Genomic DNA, 18,778 nt, shown 5'->3' with positions numbered 1-18,778 from the left:
CGCGCGCTACGGGTTCCGGCGCTCCGCGAGGAAGGCGAGCCGGCGCAGCGACTCGACGTTCCGGGGGGCGATCACGGCGCTGCGCAGCGGCCGGGGCACGAGCGCGCCGGGTCCCTTCTCGGCATCCTCCGTGATCCGCACGGTGCAGCCCTGCTCGGTCGGGCGCACCTCGATGCGCACGCGTGCCTCGCCCGCGGGCCAGCCCCGCGCCTGCAGGTCGATCCCCCGGTCGGGGTCCCAGGCACGCACGACCGTCTCGTCGTCGAGCAGCGCGGGCCAGAGCCCGACCGAGTGGAGGATCCTCGATCCCGGCGCGGGCCAGGAGTCGTCGACGGCCCGGATGCGCGCCGTCCCGACGACCCACGTCGAGTACGACCACCCGTCCGCGAGCACGCCGAGCACCGCGTCCGGGGAGCATCCGACGGCTCGTGTGACGGTCACCATGAGGCGACGCTAGTCCTGCGCGCGGCACTGGCAACCGCTCACGGCCGGAACGCCCGTCCGCGCGTGCTCACGCCGTCCGACGTAGCGTGAGGACGTCCCCGTGACGACGCGGGGGACGACTCAGGAAGGGGCCCGCGCCATGGGCATCGCCAGCTTTCCCCAGGAGTTCGCGGTGCGTGCCGCCACGATCCTCGGGCACGGCCTCGAGATCAGCGTGACCTTGCGCCAGGGCGGCGTGAGCGTCCGGGCGGGGAGCAGCACCGACGCCGCGGCGCGGTGCGACCAGGCCGAGGCCCTGGACGACGCCGGCCCGTGCATCGAGGCGATCGACGCCGGCTCGCGGCTCGTCGTCGCCGTCGACGAGGCGACGCGCTGGGAGCGCTGGTCGCGTCAGGCCCGCGCGGAGGGATTCGTCGCCGCCGCGGCGGTCCCGGCGACCGTCGCGGACGAGGTCGCCGTCGCGCTCAACCTCTACTCCCGCACGCCCGACCCGTGGACCCCCGAGCTCCTCACCGCGGCCGACTCGTACGCCCAGCTCGTCGCGGCGGCCGTTCGGCTGCGCCTCGAGCTCGCCGAGCTCGAGGACTCGACCGCGGGGTTCTACCGCGACATGTCCGACGCCGTCGCCACGGAACGCGCCGTCGGGGCGATCATGCAGACCAACCAGTGCTCCGCCGAGGAGGCGCGCCGCATCATCGACTCGGCCTCGCGGCACCGGAACGTGAGCCCGCGCGAGGTCGCGGAGCACCTGTTGCGGGCGCTCGTGGTGTCGGAGCCGTCCGACGAGGACACGGGCGTCTGATGGCCGGACGGGACGCACCGGCCGGCGTGGCGGACGACGCGGGAGCCCGCGACCGCCGGACCGTCCTGTCGGGCGTCCTGTTCGGCGCCGGGATCGCGGCGTCGATCATCGACCTGTTCGTCTTCCACCTGGGTCTGCAGTGGCACCACTTCTACGACCTGTCGACGACGCAGGTCGCGCTCGCCGCGGACGGCCTCTTCCACGCGGTGGGCTGGTTCGTCACCGTCTGGGGGCTGTTCCTGCTGGCCGACGTCCGCCGCCGCGCCGAGGTCTCGTGGGCACGGTGGGTGGGCGCCGTGGTCGTCGGCGTCGGGGGCTTCCAGCTCCTGGACGGGGTGCTCAACCACAAGATCCTCGGGATCCACCAGATCCGGTACGGCGTCGACCTCCTCGTCTACGACGTCGTGTGGATCGGGACGGCGGTCGTCGCCCTCGTCGTCGGGCTGGTCGTCCTGCGCCGTGCGCGGCCCGGTCGTCCGGGCGGCGCCGGGAGCGCGTGATGCACCCGCACGACCACGTGCCGGCCGCCGGGCCTCCCCTGCTGACGGTCGTCGCGGTCGTCGCTCTCGCTGTCGGTGCCGCCGCGTACGCCGTCGGGCTGCGGGCTGCCCGGGCACGCAGCCCGTGGCCTGCGCGGCGGACCCTGTGCTGGTACGCGGGGCTCGCGTGCGCGGGTGCCGCGACGCTCGGGCCGCTCGCCGAGGCGTCGCGCGCGAGCTTCACGGCGCACATGGCCGGGCACGTCCTCCTGGGCATGCTGGCCCCGCTGCTCCTCGTCCTCGCCGCTCCGGTCTCGCTCCTCCTGCGCGCCCTGCCGGCAGCCCGGGCGCGACGCGTGAGCGCGGCGCTGCGGTCTCCGGTCGCGCACGTGGTCGGCCACCCGGTCGTCGCCGCCCTGCTCGACGGGGGCGGGCTGTGGCTCCTGTACACGACGGGGCTCTTCCACGTCGCGCACGGCTCCGCGCCGGTGGACGTGGTGGTGCACGCGCACGTCCTGCTCGCGGGCTGGCTCCTCACCGCGTCGCTCGTCGGGCCCGACCCGCACCCGTCCCGCGCCTCGTTCCGGGTGCGGGCGACGGTCCTCGTCGCGTTCGTCGCCGCCCACTCCGTGCTCGCCAAGTGGCTCTACGCCCACCCCCCGGCGGGCGTCTCCCCCGCCGACGCGCGCGCCGGCGCGCAGCTGATGTACTACGCGGGCGACGCCGTCGACGTCGCGCTCATGGTCCTCATGGTCGCCGGGTGGTACACGGCGTCCCGGCCGCGAGACCTCGCGACTGCGCGCGTGCGGGAGCACCCGGGCCTAGCGTGAGGAGGAGGCCTCGAGACGAGCGGGTCCCGGTTTGCCCGAGGGAGAGACGCCATGAAGGTCCTCAGGACGACGGCGCTGGCGGCGGGGGCCGCGGGCGTCGTCTGGTGGGCACGACGACGCGGTCGGAAGGACGACGGTCCCGACCGGCCGCTCGCGGTGACGGTCCACCGGCCGTACGACGAGCTCGTCGAGGAGCTCGGCCGCCCCGACGCGGCGGCACTGCGGGGGCTCGGGGCCGACGCCCAGCTCGAGCTCACGCCCGCGCCCGGCACGTTCGGGACGGAGGTCCGGCTGCGCACAACCTCGCACCACGGCTCGCGCGCGGAGGCACGGCAGTCGCTGCGGGCGATGAAGCAGGTCCTGGAGACCGGGGCGACCATGCCGCCGGACCGGGCCGTGACCCGGCGCCCGACGCTCACGTCGCTGCCGCTGGAGATCGCGATCCGGCGCGCGGGGACGGGAGGCCGGCTGTGAGGGCGCTGCAGTGGGTGGGGGTCAACGAGCTCGAGGTCGGCACCGTGCCCGACCCCACGATCGAGCACCCGCAGGACGTCGTCGTCCGCGTGCGCCGGACCGTCACGTGCGGGTCGGACCTGCACCTCCTCGGGGGCTACATCCCCTTCATGCGCTCGGGCGACGTCCTCGGCCACGAGTTCGTCGGCGAGGTCGTCGAGGTGGGGCCCGAGGTCCGGCGGCACGCGGTGGGCGACCGCGTCGTGGTCTCGTCGTTCATCGCGTGCGGCCGCTGCTGGTACTGCACGCACGAGCTCTACTCGTTGTGCGACAACGGCAACCGCAACCCGGCGATCACGGAGACCCTGTGGGGCTCCGCGCCCGGCGGGTGCTTCGGCTACTCCCACGCGATGGGCGGCTACGCGGGCTCGCACGCCGAGTACGTGCGCGTCCCGTTCGCGGACGTCGGCGCCTTCGCGGTGCCCGAGGGCGTCGACGACGCGCGCGCGCTCTTCGCGTCGGACTCCGCGGCCACCGGCTGGATGGGCGCGGACCTGGGCGACGTGGGCCCCGGTTCGACGGTCGCGGTCTGGGGCGCGGGCGCCGTCGGGCAGATGGCGGCCGCGGCGGCGGTCCTGCGGGGCGCCGAGCGCGTGGTCGTCGTCGACCGGCTCGACGACCGCCTCGAGATGGTCCGCACGCACGTGGGGTGCGAGACGCTCCACGACCAGCGCGACGACGTGGGGCCCGCGCTGCTCGAGATGACGGCGGGCCGCGGGCCGGACGTGTGCATCGAGGCCGTCGGCATGGAGGCGAGCGGCGGCCCCGTCGAGGACGCCGTCGACCGCGTCAAGCAGCAGCTGCGGCTCCAGACGGACCGGCCCTCGGCCGTGCGCCGCGCGATCTACCACTGCCGCAAGGGCGGCACGGTCGTCGTGCTCGGGGTCTTCGCGGCGCTCACCGACGGCTTCCCGCTCGGTGCGCTCATGAACAAGGGCCTCACGCTGCGCTCCGCGCAGATGCACGGACAGCGGTACATCCCCGGTCTGCTCGACCTCATGGCGCGCGACGAGCTCGTGACCGAGCACCTCGGTACGCACGTCATGTCGCTCGAGGACGGGCCGCGCGGGTACGACCTGTTCAAGCGGAAGGCCGACGGGTGCGTGCGCGCGGTCTTCGTGCCGGGCGGTGACGACGCGGCGTGACGCGGCGCGGGCGACGGCTCACGTCCCGTCGTCGCCCGCGTCGAACACCTCGCGGTAGAGGCGCCCGGCCTCGTCGACGACCCGCGGGTCGACCGACGCGGCGGGCACGACGTCCACGAGGAGGGGCTCGCAGTCGGGCCCGCGCCCCGCCACCTCGCCCGTGAGCAGCCACGGGAAGCGCTCGGGCGTCATGAGGTGCGCGTACTGGCAGAGCTGGCGCGCGACCCAGTGCTCCACGGGGCGGTCCCACCAGGGCTCGGGGTTCATCGGGTTCACGCTCAGGCCCGGCAGCAGGCAGCCGCTCTCGTGGTCGCGGCTCACGGTCGAGCTGTCTTGGTCGGGTCCACCGCTGAACCGGACGTAGAGGGGGTGCACGACCGCGACGAGCTCGGCGACCTCCGCGAGGCTCCGCAGGCGTGGCAGGGCGTCGAGAGCGCTCGTCCGCTCGGGCATCCGGACCTCCTGGGCTGGCGTGGGTGCGTGCCGTCGGCCCCTTCTCGACCCACCGCGACGGCGTCCCCCACCCGGGACCGTCTCCGTCACCGCCAGGCTACGAGCGCCTGGCGGTGCAGGCACCCGGGGACCTGCGAGCGCAGCGGCGCCGTGCGACGGTGGCAGGACCGCGTCGTCCGACGTGGTCCGAGCATCGAGCACCGCCCGAGGAGGCCGACATGAGCGAGAACGACGAGCGCGGCTACGACCCCGCCGAGGACCCGGACGCCGACCCCCGGTCGCTCAACCCGCGGGAGGGGCGCCAGGCGAGCGGCTCGGGTGCGGACGAGGACGTCGACACCGACGCCGAGCCCGGGAACGTCAACCCGCGCACGGGCGGCGAGGCCTCCGGCGACGCGTGACGCACGGCAGGACGAGGGCCCGGGTGCGCCGCACCCGGGCCCTCGTCGTGCCGCCGCTACGCCGCCGCCGAGGCGGGCACCCCGCCCTCGCTCCAGGCCGTCTCGCCGCGCAGCCCGAACCGCAGGCCCAGGTGGTCCATCGTCGGCGGGAGCGGGTCCCGGGCGAGGTAGCGACCCCGCCCGACGGCGAGGTCGAGCCGCGCGACGCGCGCCAGCGTGTGCGACGCGAGCAGGAGCACCACGTTGCGACCCGGGCAGGACACGGGGCCGCCGCTGAACGGGACCAGCCCCCAGTCGTCGTCGGCCCGGCCGTCGAGCCACGCCTCGGGCGTGAACGCGTCGGCGAACGGCAGGCGGTCGGCGTCCCGGTGGAAGTAGGCGCTCAGCACGACGAACCCGGTGCCCGCGGGCAGGACGCGCGCGCCCCACTGCACCGGGGACGTCGCGTCGCGCAGGATCGCGAGCGTCGTCGGCCAGAGCCGGACCGACTCCAGCACGCACCCGCGCGCGTACGGGAGCACGGCCGGCCCGTCCCCGGCGGTCGTCAGCTCCGCGAGGAGGCGGTCGCGGACGGCCGGGCGGGCCGAGGCCACGGCCAGCGCACGGAAGGTCGCGGCGCCGGCCGCGTCGAACGCGAAAAGCCAGTGCGGGATCTGCCGACGCACCGCGTCCGCGCCGCCCGCGTCGCGACCGCGCGCGGCGAGCGTCCCCGGCTCCGCCACGGCGACGTGCTCGGCGATCCGCCGGTCCAGGGCGGCCCGGAGCCACGGACGACGCGGGCGGAACCAGGACCAGTTCCCGTCGCGCCGCAGCGCGTCGAGGATCGCCACGAGCCGCTCGTCGTCCCGGGCTGCGCGCCCGAGGACCGCGGTCCGCACCACGCGCCACCCCGACGCGGCGAACGTGTCCCAGTCGAGCCGGCCCGAGGCCTCGACGGCGGCGAGGAGGTCTCCCGTCTCCCGCCCGACCGCGGCGACCAGGGCGCCGCCGTCGTGGTGCACGGGCTCGGACATGTCGAGCACCGCCTCGTTGTACGGGCGCCGCTCGCGTCGCAGGTCGAGCGGGGAGACGAGCACGCCGTCGGGCTGGAAGTGCGCGAGCGCGCCTCGCTTCTCCCACGAGGCCGGGGTGAACGGCTCGGGCGACCCGGCGAGGATCCGTTCGACGTGCTCGGGCCGGGTGGCCAGGACGAGCCGACGCGCACCGAGCCGGACCACGAGCGGTGCCCCGTGGTACCGGGAACGCAGACGGTCCAGGAGGCGGCGTGCCGTGCGGTCAGCCTGGCGCCGCTCCGCCCACGCGGTCGCGCGGGGTCGGCGCACGATGGCGCCCTGGGCGACGAGCGGACCGAGCACGTCCCGCAGGACGCGCCCGGTCTCGCTCGCCGTGAGATCGACCGGAGTGTCGGTCATGCGCCCGTCCGGGTGGTCGGCGTCGCCGGTCCGGCGTCGCGGCGCACCGGCCACAGCGCGATCGCGAGGCCGGCGGCCGCGCTCACGGCGTGCAGCACGTTGTCCGCGCCGTTGATGTTGAGGAAGTTGGCCTCGGCGTTGTTGACCACGATCAGCCCGTAGACGAACGCGGCCCCGTAGCCGATCGCGAGGATCCAGCCGTACGTCCGGGCGCTCGCCGACCGGCTCCACAGCAGGACGCCGAGGAGCCCGATGACGAGGTGGACCACGTTGTGCAGCGGGTTGATCGCGAAGACGAGCAGGGTCTGCGAGTGGTCGTGCACCGTCCACCCGTCGAAGCCCGTGATCGCGAACCCGACGACGCCCACGAGCAGGTAGACGACACCGATGACGAGAGCCAGGTACTGGTGGACGCCCCGCGCGGGGCGGTCGGCCCTCGCGACGCTGCGTGGTGCGGATGCGGCGGTCATGTCGGACTCCTCTCAGTCCTTGTGGAGGGCGTCCTTGACGGCGCCCTTGGCCTTGTCGAGCGTCGACGGCTTGCCCGTCGTGCCGTGGAACCGCTCGTCCGGCGTCGTGGGCGGCGGCATCGGCACGCCCGCCGGGGGCTCGGCGACGTAGGTGAACTCGCCCTTGCCGTCCGGGGTCGGGCCGCTCGCCCAGCGTCCCTCGGACGCGTGCTCGCCGTCGGAGAAGTTGATGTACTGGTACGCCACGTCACGGTCCTCCTTCGAGAGCGGGAACGTGCTCGGCACGGGCAGCTCCTCGACGCCCTCGTCGCGCAGCTCCTGCGCCGCGGCGAGCCACTGGTTCTGGTGCATGGTGTCGCGCGCGAGCAGGAAGGCGAGGAGATCCTTGACGCCCGCGTCGTCGGTCATGTGGTAGAGCCGGGCGACCTGGAGCCGGCCCTGCATCTCGGCGTTCGCGTTCGCCGTGAAGTCGGCGAGCAGGTTGCCGCTCGCGGTCACGTAGCCCGCCGACCACGGGTTCCCGTTCGAGTCGACCGGGCGGGCGCCCGCGCCTGCCACGATCGCCTGCTGCGGGTCCGTTCCGCCGACGATCGCGGCCACGGTCGGGTCGTCCTGCACGGCGCCCTCGACGAGGCCGACGGGAGCCTTCTCCAGGAGCTGCGCGATCATCGTCGCCAGCATCTCGACGTGCCCGAACTCCTCGGCGCCGATGCCGTAGAGCAGGTCGCGATACTTGCCCGGGATGTGGGTGTTCCAGGACTGGAAGCCGTACTGCATCGCGACGGTGATCTCGCCGTACTGCCCGCCCAGCACCTCCTGGAGCTTGCGGGCGTAGACGGCGTCCGGGCGGTCCGGCGTCGCCTGGTGCTGGAGCTCTTGACGGTGGAAGAACATGGTCTCTCCCTCGGGGAGGTCGGCCCTCTCCGCACGGCGTGCGCAGGAGGACCACGGCACGCGCCCGTTCTCGACGCGTCGAGCGTCCCTCCAGCGTGGAGCCGCCCGCACCCGGTCGCATCTGGGAAGGGCCGGTGCCGTGCGACGGCCGCGCGCGCGGGCTCGTGCCCAGCGCGCCGGCTCCTCCGCAGGGCGGGAAATTCACCCTCGGCCGGAGCGCGGCGGGCGACGGCGCGCCCTAGCGTGGTTCCCGTCGCACGGCAGCCGGTGAAGAAGACCGCCGCACGCCTGCCCCGCGACGAACCGCCCTCGTCCCGGCGCGCCAGGACGAGGGCGACGTGCGTCCGGGGGTCTCGCGCGCGAGCGCGGCCGATCCTGCCTACGGTCGACGCAGGGCTTCGAGAAGGGGAGCGCGACGACCCGAGGAGCGCCCATGTCCGATCCCCGCAGCACCGCCACCGACCGCGACGATGCGGACTCCCCCGTCCTCCTGCGCCTCGCGCGGCGGCTCGAGGACGCGACCGCGCTCGACGACCTCTCGAGCACGGTCCGCGGCGTCGCGCTCGCCGTCGTCCCGTCCCATGGCCGTCTGCGCGAGGAGCTGCACGGCCGCTCGCTGGGCCATGCGCTCCACGCGACCCTGACCGACGTCCCGGTCGGTCTGTGGACCAGCGCGGCCGTGCTCGACCTCGTCGGGGGCGAGCGGAGCGCCCCGGCGGCGCAGCGGCTGGTCGGGCTCGGCGTGCTGGCCGTCGCGCCGACGGCCCTCACCGGACTCGCCGACTACCTCGACGTCGACCGGCGCGCCCGTCGCGTCGGCGCCGTCCACGCGGCCCTCAACACGGGCGTCTCGCTGCTCTACGGCACGTCGTGGCTGCTGCGCCGCGGCGGGCGGCACCGGTCCGGGGTCGCGGTCTCGATGCTCGGATACGCCGTCGCCGGCGCGAGCGCGTTCCTCGGCGGGCACCTCGCCCAGGCGCTGCGGGAGCCGCCCGCGGAGGTCGTGCTCGGCGACGACGACGTCCCGGACCTGCCGTGACCGCCGCACGACCCGCGCGTCCCCCGGCGGACCGCGGCACCGCCCTCGTGACCGGCGCGACGAGCGGGATCGGACGCGCGCTCGCGGTGGAGCTCGCGCGCCGGGGGAACGACGTGCTCGTGGTCGCGGACCGCGACGTCGAGCCCACCGTGCGCGACCTCTGCGCGCACGGTGGCGCGCACGAAGGGCTCACCGTCGACCTGGCGACACCCCGCGGGGTCGAGGCGACCGCCCGGCGCGCGCGCGAGCTCGGCGTCTCGGCCGTCGTCCTCAACGCGGGGGTGGGCGTGCACGGCGCGTTCGCGCGCACCCCGCTCGAGGACCAGCTGCGTCTCCTGGACCTCAACGTGCGCTCGGTGGCCCACCTGACCCACCTGGTCCTGCCGGACCTCCTGGCGCAGGGACGCGGCCGGATCCTCGTCACGTCGTCCGTCGCCGGGGAGATGCCCGCGCCGCACTTCGCGACCTACGCCGCCTCCAAGGCGTTCCTGCGCTCGTTCGCGTGGTCCCTGCGGAGCGAGCTCGCCGGGACGGGCGTCACGGTCACCGCCCTCCTGCCGGGCCCGACGCGCACGCCGTTCTTCCGCGAGGCGGGGATGGAGCGCACCCACGTGGGCCGCCTGCCCAAGCCGCGACCCGCGGCTGCGGCGCGGCATGCGGTGGACGCGCTGCTCCACGGTCGGCCGGAGGTGGTCACGGGCGTCCAGGGCGGCGTGATGCTGGCCGTCGCGCGCGTCCTGCCGCAGCCCGCCCGGGCCGCGTTCCACGGCTGGTTCTACGCGCCCGTCCCTGCCTCGCGCGCCGTGGAGCGTCCGTCGTCGTCCCCGCTGCGGTAGCCGTTGACCTTGTGCGTCCCGTCGCACCACGGCGGGATCGCCGTTCCGCCGCACCGGCACAGCGCGACGGTCGCGCGGTGCCGCTCGATCTCGTTCCCCTCCCGGTCGACGAGGCGGGCGGGGCCACGGACGAGCAGCGGGCCGTCGGGGCAGGCGGTCACGACGACCTCCTCCGCGTGGCCACGCGGTTCCCCCGTCACCGCGGTGCCTCCCCGGACGCAGCGCGCAGCTCCTCCAGCGAGTGGGCGGCGCGGCGGATCCGCGTCCCGCGGTAGGGCACCCCGCCGCGCAGGCGCCACCCGAGGGCGACCCACGCGCACACCGCGCGCTCGAGCAGCCACGCGGGGGCCCACAACGCTGCCGTCGGCGGCCAGGCCGCGGCTCCCCCGGCGGCGCGCCGCCCCACCTCGGCGACGAGGGCCGCGCTCCCGAGCACGATCACGACCACGACCGTCCACGCCGCGCGCCAGGCGCCGTCGGAGCGCGCCGCCCCGGCGACGCACGCGGCGAGGACCGGGGCGAGCGCGAGCTCCGCGGTGAGCCGCGCGGGCTGGGCGAACGAGTCGTACGCCTGCCGCACGCGCTGCTCGAGGAAGGTGCGCACCCGGGGCGGCCGGCGGTCCACGAACAGGTCGGGCCGGTGCACGACCCGTCCGCCCCGGGCGAGCGCCGTGCGCTCGAGCTCGAGGTTCTCGAACAGCACCCGGGCGTCGTACCCCTCAGGGCCCAGCGCGTCGCGTCGCAGCACGACCGTGCCCGACCAGTCGTGCCCGAGGGCCCGGTTCACGAGCGAGCGCGCGGTGTCCCAGCGCGCGTGCCAGGGCGCCGGGTCGAACACGTTCTGCGGCACGACGAGGTCGGCGTCGTCGAGCGCCGCGAGCGCCTCGTCGAGCGTCGCGGCGTCCCACCGCACGTCGTCGTCCGCGAGGACGACCGCCGGGGTGGAGGCCGCGGCCAGTGCCGCGAGCACGCCGACGACCTTGCCGTTGCACCCTGGCGGCGGCGCCGGGACGGCGACGGTCCGGGTGCCGTCGGGCCACGACGCCGCGTGCCGCGCGCGGACCTCGGCGGGCGAGCCGTCGGCGACGACGACCTCCGCGCGGGGCAGGAGGCGCGCCAGGTACCGGGACAGCTCGGCCGCCGCGCGCTCGTCGAACCGGTCGCGGCGCAGCGGCAGCACGTAGGTCACGTCAGGCACGCGGACGGTCCTCGTCCCCGGCGTCCGCGCCCGGCGTCGGGCTCGCCGCGACGGGTCCGAGCGGCGCGCGCAGCGCGGACTCCCCCGCCTGCCAGCGCTCGAGCGCGTGCGCGGCGACGTCGCCCTCGACGGCGAGGCACGCGGCCGCGCCCAGCAGGACGTCGTCGCGCAGCGCGGGCTCCTGCTCGACGAGCCGGCCGGCCAGGTCGCGCGCCGCGATCTGCTCGTGGACGGCGTCCGCCTCGACGTGCTCGTCGAAGTACCAGGTCGTGTCCGCGTCGTGGCCCAGGCGCCGGAACCCGTTGCCGTAGAGGCGGCTGGGCACCGACGACGTCATCTCGAACGCGGCGAGGTGCCCCACGATCGCGCCCCGCAGCCGACGGTGAAGGCCGAACAGCGACATCGTGTTGACCGCCGCGAGGACCACCGCGGGGACCGCGTCGACGTAGCGCCCGTACGTGTCGTCGAGCCCGACGCCGCGCATCGCGCGCGCGAACAGCTCGGCGTGCATGCGCCCGGGCCGGCCTCCCCCGTACTCGTCGGCCTGGATCTCCACGAGCGCGGCCTTGGGCGTCCCGGCGAGCCGGGGCACGGCCCACGTGTGGGGGTCGGCCTCCTTGAGCTGGTACAGCGACTTGAGCGCCAGGAGCTCGCGCGCCTGGTCGGCGTCCGCACGCTTGGCGACGTAGCGCGACAGGCTCGGGCCGTCGTCCGCGGCGGCGAGCTCGAAGAGCCGCCGGGCGACGCCGGCGGCATCGGTCTCCGCGCCGTCGGGCTGCCCCGCGCGTTCGCGCACGGCGGTCTCGAAGGGCCCCTCGAGGGTCGCGCGGACGGCGAGGAGCGCGGGCTCCCACTCCCACGCGTCGTCGACGCCCTCGACGCCGCGGTAGTGCAGCTCGTAGAGCACCGTGAGGGCGAGCTGCACGTCGTCGTCCTGGAGGAACCGCCCGCCGGCCGCGTCCAGAGCGGCGGGCAGGGCGTCTCGGACCGCCCGCAGCCGCTCGGCCGCGTCGGCCCCCGGCGGCCCGTCGACGAGCGCGCCGACCAGCGCCGCGGTCAACGGGCCGCGCGGCCGCGGCAGGGGCAGGCGACCCGTGCCGGGCGCCGCGGGGGCGCCGGGCACGGGCCCGGCCGGTGCGGGGACGGTCGCCGGGGCGTCCGGGACCTCGGCGGGGGCGGTGAAGGTCATGCGGGCTCCTCGCGCTCGCGCGGACGGCGCCCGTGCTCGACGCCACCGCCATGCTCCCCAGGGTCGGCCGCGCTCGCGAGCCGAGACCCTGCTCGCGAGCGGCCCAGCCGCCGTGTCAGCCCTGTTCGGAGCCCTGCGGCGACGTCGCGGACGTCCCGTGCTGCGTGAGCTCGGCGAGGAAGCGGTGGCACTGCTGCGCCCGCTCGGAGTCCTCCGCCATGACCTTCTCGAAGAAGGTCGCGATCTCCTCCTTGCCCGCGTTGCGGGCGTCGCGCACGTACTGGCCGTAGTCGTGCCCGGCCTTGAGCGAGTGGTACTGCACCGAGATGAGGTCGAACGTGACGTCGTCGAACCCGGTCTCTCCTGTGGCCATGATCGAAACCCTCCTGCGCCCGGGGGCGCCGTGCGGCCGGGCGACGCCCGGCACGGTGGCGGCCGGCTGCTCGACCACTCCCACGGTCGCAAGGCTCCGGTCGCTCGCAACCCCGGGCCGGGGGTGCTCTCCAGTTGTGTGCGCGCGACCCTGACCTAGCGTGAGAGGTGGTCCAGGAGGTGGCCGTACCGGCGGAGCGAGAGCCCGGCACGGCCTGCGCTCCGTCGCCAGTCACGCCGCCCCAGCGCGGCGACGACGACGGGAGTCCGACCATGAGCGAGACGAACGTGCCGTACGGCTCGGGGCCCGGTTCGCCGGGTGTCGGGACGTCGCAGGGAACCGGGGAGAGCGGCAGCGCCGCGACCGGGGTGAAGGAGCGCGCGAGCGAGGCCGCGTCACAGGTGGGCGACGCGGGCCGCGACGTCGCGCAGGACGCGAAGGAGAAGGCGCGCGACGTCGCGCACGAGGCGAAGGACCGCGCACGGGGTCTGGTGGACCAGACCCGCACCGAGCTCGCCGACCAGGCGCGCACGCAGCAGGAGCGCCTCGCGGGCGGGCTCCGGTCCCTCGGCGACGAGCTCCGCCAGATGGCGGACGGCACCGAGGACCCCGGTTATGCGACCGACCTGGTCCGGCGCGCCGGGGACGCCACCGGGCAGGTGGCGCAGTGGTTCGAGGACCGCGAGCCCTCGTCCGTGCTGCACGAGGTCGAGAGCTTCGCCCGGCGTCGTCCAGGCACGTTCCTCCTCCTCGCCGCCGGGGCGGGCCTGCTGGTCGGGCGGCTCGTGCGCGGCATGAAGGACGCACCGGACACGGGCTCCGACCGCGCGGACGACACGTCAGGCACAGGTACGACGGGCACGCGCGGCGCGCACGCCGCCCCGGTCGGGACCTCGGGCCCGACCGGCACCGCGGGGCTCGGCGGGACGACGGGCTCGACCGGCACCGCGGGACTCGGCGGGACGACGGGCACGACCGGCACGACCGGCACGGGGACGGGGACGCGGGGCGAGCCGGACGTCGGGACCGCGGGCGCGTACCCGGGCCTCGCGAACGACCGTCCGGCGCAGGACCCGGACGTGGCGACCGCCGCGGAGGGCGACCCGGCGCCGCCGTCGTACCCGCCCACGACGCCCGGCTCGGGCGCCCGGCCGGGAGGTGGCCCCGATGTCGTACACCCCTGACCCGTTCGCCGCGGCGAACACCGGGCGGCACACGACGGGCAGCGGCCCCGACCCGGGCGTCGCGGCCACGCCGCAGCCCGTGCCGACGTCGGCGGACCAGCAGGCCGAGCAGCAGAGCCTCGGCGAGCTCGTCGCCGAGGTGAGCCGCGACCTGTCGACCCTCATGCGCCAGGAGGTCGAGCTCGCCAAGGCCGAGGCCAAGCAGTCGGCGCAGCGCGCCGGGAAGGGCGCCGGGATGCTCGCCGGCGCGGGGGTGGCGGGCCACATGGTCCTGCTGTTCCTCTCGGTGGCGCTGTGGTGGGCGCTCGGCGCCGTCATGGGCCGTGGCTGGTCGGCCGTGGTCGTCGCGGTGCTGTGGGCGATCGTCGCCGCGGTGCTCGCGGCGCGCGGGCGCAAGGAGCTGCGCACGGTCGAGGGCATGCCCGAGACCACGGACACCCTCAAGAAGATCCCGAACGCCGTCCGAGGACACGAGGAGAAGAACTCATGAGCACCAGCGATCCGGAGGAGATCCGGGCGGACATCGAGCGCACGCGGACCGAGCTGAGCCGCGACGTCGACGCCCTCGGGGAGAAGGTGAAGCCCGGCAACGTGGCGCGCCGCCAGGTGGACCGCGTGCGGTCGGGCGTGACGAGCGTCAAGGACCGCGTCATGGGCACGGCGCACGACACCATGGGCTCGGCCCGCGACACGTCGCACGGGGTCGCCGAGCGCGGCCGCGAGGCAGCGTCGTCGGTCGCCGACTCGGCGCGCAGCACGGCGTCCTCGGTCGCCGAGACCGTCGGCTCCGCGCCGCGCGCGGTGCGCGACCAGACGCAGGGCAACCCGCTCGCGGTAGGCCTCGTCGCGTTCGGCGTCGGCCTCGTCGTCGCCTCGCTCCTCCCGTCGACCCGCACCGAGCAGCGCGCCGCGGTCGGGGTCAAGGAGAAGGCGGCGCCGCTCGTCGAGGACGTGAGGTCCACGGCGCAGGAGGTCGTGGAGGACCTCAAGGAGCCCGCGAAGGAGGGCGCGGAGGCCGTCCGCGACGCCGCGAAGGACGCGGCGCAGTCCGTGGGCCAGCACGGCAAGGAGGCCGCGGCCGACGTCCGCGACCAGGTCAAGGAGGGCTGAGGCCCCGACGCGCGACGCGACGGCCCGGAGACGAGATCTCTCTCGTCTCCGGGCCGTCGCTCATGCGGGGCCGGCGGGAGCCCGGGTGAGGCGGCGTCGGACGTCCGCCTCACCCGGCGCTCCTGGCCGTCAAGCCGGTGTCAGCTGCACGACAGCGCGTCGTGCTCGGCCGTGACCGTGGCCGTCCTCCCCTCGGCGTCGGTGGCGGTGACCGTGGCGGAGCCGGCCTCGACCGCACCGGACCGGACGGCGAACGACTGGTAGGCGTTCGCGCCCGGGGCGACGTTCTCGACCGTCTTCGTGCCGTACGGCGTCTCGAGCGTCACCGTCAGCGGCACGTCGTCCTCGTTGAGGGCACGGACCGCGACGTAGGCCTTGCCCGCGAGGCAGCGCGCCTGCGCGGTCGCCGTGACGTCGGGCCCGGCCTCTCCGGCGGGGACGCCGGTGAGGTACTCGAAGCCGTGGGCCGCGAAGTCCTCGCCGTCGGGCGCCTGGTCCCACTCGAGGACGTAGTACGCGACGCCGGCCTCCTGGGCCGCCGTGAGGATCTCCTGCAGCGGCACCTCGCCCTCGCCCAGGTTGGTGAACGACGGGCGGCCGCCCGCGTTCAGGCCGGTGGCGTCCTTGACGTGGAGCAGCTCGATCCGGTCGCCGTACTGCTCGATGAGCGCCGGGACGTCGACGCCCGCGTGGGCGGCCCACGCGACGTCGAGCTGGAACGTCACGTACTCGGGGTTCGTCTCGCGGACCAGGATCTCCCAGGCCGAGAGCGTCTCCCCCTCGTGCTCGTACGTCGTGCGGAACTCGCCGTCGTGGTTGTGGCCGAAGAACTTCGTGAAGCCGGCGTCGACCGCGCGCTCCCCGAGCCGGTTCATGGCCTCGGCCGTCGCGAGCGTGTTCTCGTAGGTGCCGATGCCCGGTGCGGGCCAGCCGCCCGAGCCGACGTACTCCTGGCCGAGCGTCCCCACGTAGTCCAGGGTCGCGTCGAACGTGGCCTCGTCGACGTTGTAGTGCGACGACTTCACGCTGAGGCCGTAGGAGTCGGCCAGCGCACGGAACTCCTCGGCGGTGTAGCCGGAGAAGTTGCCGCCGAAGGGCTCGATGTTCGTGAAGCCGATCTCCGACAGGCGCTCGAGCACGGCCGGCAGGCCCGCCTCGTTGACCCACGGGATGAGCGAGAACATCTGGATGGACACCTGCTCGACCGGCACGACGACCGGCTCGGTGCTGCCGTCGCCCACGGCGAACGTCACCGTGTCGACGTCGACGCCGCCGGTGGTCGTCACGACGACCGCGCCGGAGCCCTCGGGCACGCTGCTCAGCGTCTGCGTGACGTCCTGCCAGCCCTCGCCCGTGAAGGCGAAGTCGGCCAGCGGCTCGGTGGGCTCGGCCCCCGCGCCCTGCCAGCTCAGCGTGACGGTGCCCTCGCCGCTGCCCCGGACGGTGACCTCGTCGACCGCCTCGCCCGTCGGGGCATGGACGAGTGCGAGCGGCCGGTAGGTGAACGAGTCGCCCTCGTCGAACGAGGTCACGGAGCGTCCGGCGCTCGCCGCCGCGTCCTCGACGACCTCGACGCCCTCGGCCGCGTCGAACCACTCGGCCTGCTGCGCCTGGGGCTTGAGGACGTGCGTGGCCTCGCCGGTGATGGCGGGCACGTCGCCCTGGGCCTGGTCCGTGTAGGTCACGACGAGCGTGCCGAAGATCTTCTCGCCCTCGCCGTGCTCGACGGCGTCGGGGCTCGTCTGGATCGTGAAGCCGCAGCCGGCCTCGGTGTCCGCCGCTCGCCCGCTCACCTCGGGGTGGGCGTGCTCGTTGTGGCCGAGCCCGAAGGTGTACTGGATGTTGCGGCACACCGGGTCGTCGCCGTCCTCGGCGTCGTGCACCGAGACGGTGTACGGGACGGCGTCGCCCCAGTCGAAGATGGCGCCGTCGGGCTGGCTCAGCGTGATCTCCGGGGCGGTGTTGCCGACGGTGATCTGCTGGATCGCGAGACCGAAGTTGCCCTCCGGGTCCGTCACGCGCAGCTGCACCGCGAACCGGCCGCGCTCGGTGAACGTGTGCGTCACCGTCTCACCCTGGGCGTCGTACTCACCGTCGGCGTCGAAGTCCCAGTCGAAGGTCAGGCCCTCGTTCGGGGTCTCCGCGTCCGTGGTCGCCGAGGCGTCGAAGGTCACCTCGAGCGGCGCGTCGCTGCCCGAGATCGGGGACGCGGTGATCGCCGCGCGCGGCGTCTTGTTCTCCGAACCGTAGGTGATCCGGTACAGCCCGGCGTCCGGGTTCTGGCGGAAGAAGCCGTCACCGTACTCCAGGACGTACATCGACCCGTCGGGCCCGAACTCCATGTCCATGACGTTGTCCCAGATCGGCTGGTTCACCGTCTCCAGGTGGGCGTTCGGCAGGAAGTCCTCGACCGCGGTGACCTCACCGGCGGAGGAGAGCTCGTCCAGGGTGAACGCGACGACGTAGTCCTGGGAGAACTCGGCCATGAACGGCTTGCCGTCCCAGTACGCAGGGAACTTGCCCGGCGCGTCCGGGTAGTCCGCGGAACGGAAGATCGGGCCGCCCATGGGCGCCTGTCCCGTGCCGCCGAGCTCGACCAGCGGGTCGAGCAGCTCGGGCTGGTCGCCGGGGCGGTCGCCGTAGTAGACCTGCGGCGCGGTCGCCGGCGGCAGGACCTCCAGGCCGGTGTTCCACGTGGAGTTGTTCGTCGCCCCGGCCTCGCAGTCGAACCACTCACCCGGGGTGGCGGTCGCGAAGTCCCACTCGTTGTAGTTCGCGTTGGGGCCGTGGCAGTAGGGCCAGCCGCCGTTCATCGGCTCGGTCGTCAGCTGCCACTCGACGTAGCCCATGGGGCCGCGGTCGGGGTTGGCGTTCGCCGCGTCGGGGCCGTAGTCGCCCCAGACGAGCGCGCCGGACTCGACGTCGTAGTCGATCCGGAACGGGTTGCGCACCCCCATCACGTAGATCTCCTCGCGCACCAGGTCCTCGGACCCCTCGTACTGCGGGTCGTCGAAGAGGTTGCCCTCGGGGATCGTGTACGTGGAGCCGGGGCCGACCTCGGTACCGGCCGGGATGTCCTCGATCGGGTTGATCCGCAGGATCGCGCCGCGCAGGTCGTTCGTGCTGCCGGCGCCCCGGCGGGCGTCGAACCCCGGGTTCATGCCGGGCGCGTTGTTGTTCGGCGCGTAGCCGTCGGCCCCGGGGGTGCCGGCCGGGGTGTTGTCACCCGTGGACAGGAAGAGGTTGCCCTCGGCGTCCCACGCGATGTCGGCACCGACGTGGCAGCACTGGCCGCGCTGCGCGTCGACCTTGAGGATCACGCGCTCGCTGTCCAGGTCGAGCGTGCTGCTCTCCGCGTCCCACGTGAAGCGGGAGAGCTGGTTGTAGCCCAGCCAGCGGTCCCAGTAGCTCTCGTCCTCGCCCGCGGGGAGCGAGTTCGGCGCGCTGCCCTGCGGCGTCGTCTCTGGGTACTCGACCCCGGTGGGCGAGGTGCCCTCCATGACGCGGGGCGCGTACACGAGGTAGACGTACCCGTTCTCCTCGAAGTTCGGGTCCAGGGAGATGCCCTGCAGCCCGTCCTCGGAGTTCGCGTAGACGTCCAGCTTCGCGACCTGCGTCGTGCGGCCGGTCGCGGTGTCCGTGAGGCGGACGACGCCGTCGCGCGCGGTGTGCAGGACTCGCGAGTCGGGCAGCACGGCGAGGTCGATCGGCTCGCCGGTGTCCTTGCTCAGCAGGACCTTCTCGTAGTTGTTCCAGTCGAGAGCCGCGTCGTCCTGCGCGGCTTCGGCGGCCGTCCCGCCGTCGTCTTCGCCGTGGCCGGGGTGCGCGCTCGCTCCGCTCATCGCGAGCGGGACGAGCAACGCGGCGGACAGCGCCGCCGCGGCACCTCGGGCGAGCCTGCGTCGGCCCGTGGTTGGTCTGTGCACAACGTCCTCCTTGACGTGGATCGAGGAGCCCGTGGTCCCCGACCAGCAGCGCGGCACCTGTGCTCGGTGCCGCTGCTCGA

21 protein-coding genes are annotated in these 18,778 nt (G+C 74.9%); 11 read left to right on the top strand and 10 right to left on the bottom strand.

Annotation, left to right across the window (positions count from 1 at the left end; all coding sequences use genetic code 11):
* Positions 1-6: 6 nt before the first annotated feature.
* Complete coding sequence (locus tag JN535_RS05780; protein WP_205203567.1) at positions 7-444, bottom strand: SRPBCC family protein; 438 nt, start codon at positions 442-444, stop codon at positions 7-9.
* 100 nt (positions 445-544) lie between these two features.
* On the opposite strand from JN535_RS05780, the gene JN535_RS05775 reads away from it, so the two are divergent.
* Genes JN535_RS05775 through JN535_RS05755 form a run of 5 tightly spaced genes read left to right on the top strand, consistent with a single transcriptional unit; the run spans position 545 to position 4,213 of the window.
* Positions 545-1,246: an ANTAR domain-containing protein gene (locus JN535_RS05775; RefSeq protein ID WP_205203565.1), complete on the top strand. Its 702-nt coding sequence runs from the start codon at positions 545-547 to the stop codon at positions 1,244-1,246.
* Complete coding sequence (locus tag JN535_RS05770; protein WP_205203557.1) at positions 1,246-1,746, top strand: DUF2243 domain-containing protein; 501 nt, start codon at positions 1,246-1,248, stop codon at positions 1,744-1,746. Before JN535_RS05775 ends, JN535_RS05770 begins: the two co-directional genes overlap by 1 nt.
* On the top strand, positions 1,746-2,555 hold the full coding sequence (locus tag JN535_RS05765) for a cytochrome c oxidase assembly protein (protein WP_205203555.1): 810 nt from the start codon (positions 1,746-1,748) through the stop codon (positions 2,553-2,555). Before JN535_RS05770 ends, JN535_RS05765 begins: the two co-directional genes overlap by 1 nt.
* Before the next feature lie 51 nt (positions 2,556-2,606).
* Positions 2,607-3,029, top strand: a complete 423-nt coding sequence (locus JN535_RS05760) for a hypothetical protein (protein WP_205203553.1) — start codon at positions 2,607-2,609, stop codon at positions 3,027-3,029.
* Positions 3,026-4,213, top strand: a complete 1,188-nt coding sequence (locus JN535_RS05755) for a zinc-dependent alcohol dehydrogenase (protein ID WP_205203551.1) — start codon at positions 3,026-3,028, stop codon at positions 4,211-4,213. The genes JN535_RS05760 and JN535_RS05755 overlap by 4 nt, the downstream gene beginning before the upstream one ends.
* A gap of 18 nt (positions 4,214-4,231) precedes the next feature.
* Here JN535_RS05755 and JN535_RS05750 read toward each other — a convergent pair whose 3' ends face one another.
* Positions 4,232-4,666 carry a DUF6098 family protein gene (locus tag JN535_RS05750; RefSeq protein WP_240200668.1) on the bottom strand — a complete coding sequence of 145 codons (435 nt, stop codon included), beginning with the start codon at positions 4,664-4,666 and terminating at the stop codon, positions 4,232-4,234.
* Positions 4,667-4,884: 218 nt separating this feature from the next.
* Here JN535_RS05750 and JN535_RS05745 point away from each other — a divergent pair, with 218 nt between their 5' ends.
* Positions 4,885-5,067: a hypothetical protein gene (locus tag JN535_RS05745; RefSeq protein WP_205203549.1), complete on the top strand. Its 183-nt coding sequence runs from the start codon at positions 4,885-4,887 to the stop codon at positions 5,065-5,067.
* Between the two features lie 56 nt (positions 5,068-5,123).
* On the opposite strand, the gene JN535_RS05740 is transcribed toward JN535_RS05745, so the two are convergent.
* From JN535_RS05740 to JN535_RS05730, 3 genes are read right to left on the bottom strand one after another with little or no spacing between them, the layout of a single operon-like run.
* Complete coding sequence (locus JN535_RS05740) at positions 5,124-6,479, bottom strand: cytochrome P450 (RefSeq protein ID WP_205203547.1); 1,356 nt, start codon at positions 6,477-6,479, stop codon at positions 5,124-5,126.
* Entirely contained in the window at positions 6,476-6,949 is a 474-nt protein-coding gene (locus tag JN535_RS05735; RefSeq protein ID WP_205203538.1) for a DUF4383 domain-containing protein, read from the bottom strand. Before JN535_RS05735 ends, JN535_RS05740 begins: the two co-directional genes overlap by 4 nt.
* Before the next feature lie 12 nt (positions 6,950-6,961).
* A complete protein-coding gene (locus JN535_RS05730) occupies positions 6,962-7,843 on the bottom strand; it encodes a manganese catalase family protein (RefSeq protein ID WP_205203536.1) in 882 nt (293 codons plus the stop codon).
* Between the two features lie 433 nt (positions 7,844-8,276).
* On the opposite strand from JN535_RS05730, the gene JN535_RS05725 reads away from it, so the two are divergent.
* Complete coding sequence (locus JN535_RS05725) at positions 8,277-8,882, top strand: DUF2231 domain-containing protein (protein WP_205203534.1); 606 nt, start codon at positions 8,277-8,279, stop codon at positions 8,880-8,882.
* The gene (locus JN535_RS05720) at positions 8,879-9,718 is read left to right on the top strand and encodes an SDR family NAD(P)-dependent oxidoreductase (RefSeq protein ID WP_205203532.1); all 840 of its coding nucleotides are present in this window, start codon (positions 8,879-8,881) and stop codon (positions 9,716-9,718) included. The genes JN535_RS05725 and JN535_RS05720 overlap by 4 nt, the downstream gene beginning before the upstream one ends.
* On the opposite strand, the gene JN535_RS05715 is transcribed toward JN535_RS05720, so the two are convergent.
* The 4 genes from JN535_RS05715 to JN535_RS05700 form a co-directional block, all read right to left on the bottom strand.
* Positions 9,658-9,879 carry a CDGSH iron-sulfur domain-containing protein gene (locus JN535_RS05715; RefSeq protein WP_307868273.1) on the bottom strand — a complete coding sequence of 74 codons (222 nt, stop codon included), beginning with the start codon at positions 9,877-9,879 and terminating at the stop codon, positions 9,658-9,660. The genes JN535_RS05720 and JN535_RS05715 overlap by 61 nt on opposite strands.
* A 35-nt stretch (positions 9,880-9,914) precedes the next feature.
* Complete coding sequence (locus JN535_RS05710) at positions 9,915-10,916, bottom strand: glycosyltransferase (protein WP_205203521.1); 1,002 nt, start codon at positions 10,914-10,916, stop codon at positions 9,915-9,917.
* The gene (locus JN535_RS05705; RefSeq protein WP_205203514.1) at positions 10,909-12,105 is read right to left on the bottom strand and encodes an iron-containing redox enzyme family protein; all 1,197 of its coding nucleotides are present in this window, start codon (positions 12,103-12,105) and stop codon (positions 10,909-10,911) included. The genes JN535_RS05710 and JN535_RS05705 overlap by 8 nt, the downstream gene beginning before the upstream one ends.
* 115 nt (positions 12,106-12,220) lie before the next feature.
* On the bottom strand, positions 12,221-12,478 hold the full coding sequence (locus tag JN535_RS05700; protein WP_205203513.1) for an acyl carrier protein: 258 nt from the start codon (positions 12,476-12,478) through the stop codon (positions 12,221-12,223).
* Positions 12,479-12,750: 272 nt separating this feature from the next.
* Here JN535_RS05700 and JN535_RS05695 point away from each other — a divergent pair, with 272 nt between their 5' ends.
* Genes JN535_RS05695 through JN535_RS05685 form a run of 3 tightly spaced genes read left to right on the top strand, consistent with a single transcriptional unit; the run spans position 12,751 to position 14,772 of the window.
* A complete protein-coding gene (locus JN535_RS05695) occupies positions 12,751-13,662 on the top strand; it encodes a hypothetical protein (RefSeq protein WP_205203512.1) in 912 nt (303 codons plus the stop codon).
* Positions 13,646-14,152, top strand: a complete 507-nt coding sequence (locus tag JN535_RS05690; protein WP_205203511.1) for a phage holin family protein — start codon at positions 13,646-13,648, stop codon at positions 14,150-14,152. Before JN535_RS05695 ends, JN535_RS05690 begins: the two co-directional genes overlap by 17 nt.
* Positions 14,149-14,772: a DUF3618 domain-containing protein gene (locus JN535_RS05685; RefSeq protein WP_205203510.1), complete on the top strand. Its 624-nt coding sequence runs from the start codon at positions 14,149-14,151 to the stop codon at positions 14,770-14,772. The genes JN535_RS05690 and JN535_RS05685 overlap by 4 nt, the downstream gene beginning before the upstream one ends.
* Before the next feature lie 140 nt (positions 14,773-14,912).
* On the opposite strand, the gene JN535_RS05680 is transcribed toward JN535_RS05685, so the two are convergent.
* Complete coding sequence (locus JN535_RS05680) at positions 14,913-18,698, bottom strand: PQQ-dependent sugar dehydrogenase (RefSeq protein WP_205203508.1); 3,786 nt, start codon at positions 18,696-18,698, stop codon at positions 14,913-14,915.
* Between the last annotated feature and the right edge of the window lie 80 nt (positions 18,699-18,778).

This window comes from Cellulosimicrobium cellulans (assembly GCF_016921195.1).
Classification (GTDB): domain Bacteria; phylum Actinomycetota; class Actinomycetes; order Actinomycetales; family Cellulomonadaceae; genus Cellulosimicrobium; species Cellulosimicrobium cellulans_F.
The sequence above is the reverse complement of the archived record's forward strand: the minus strand, read 5'-3'. Positions and strand labels throughout refer to the sequence as shown.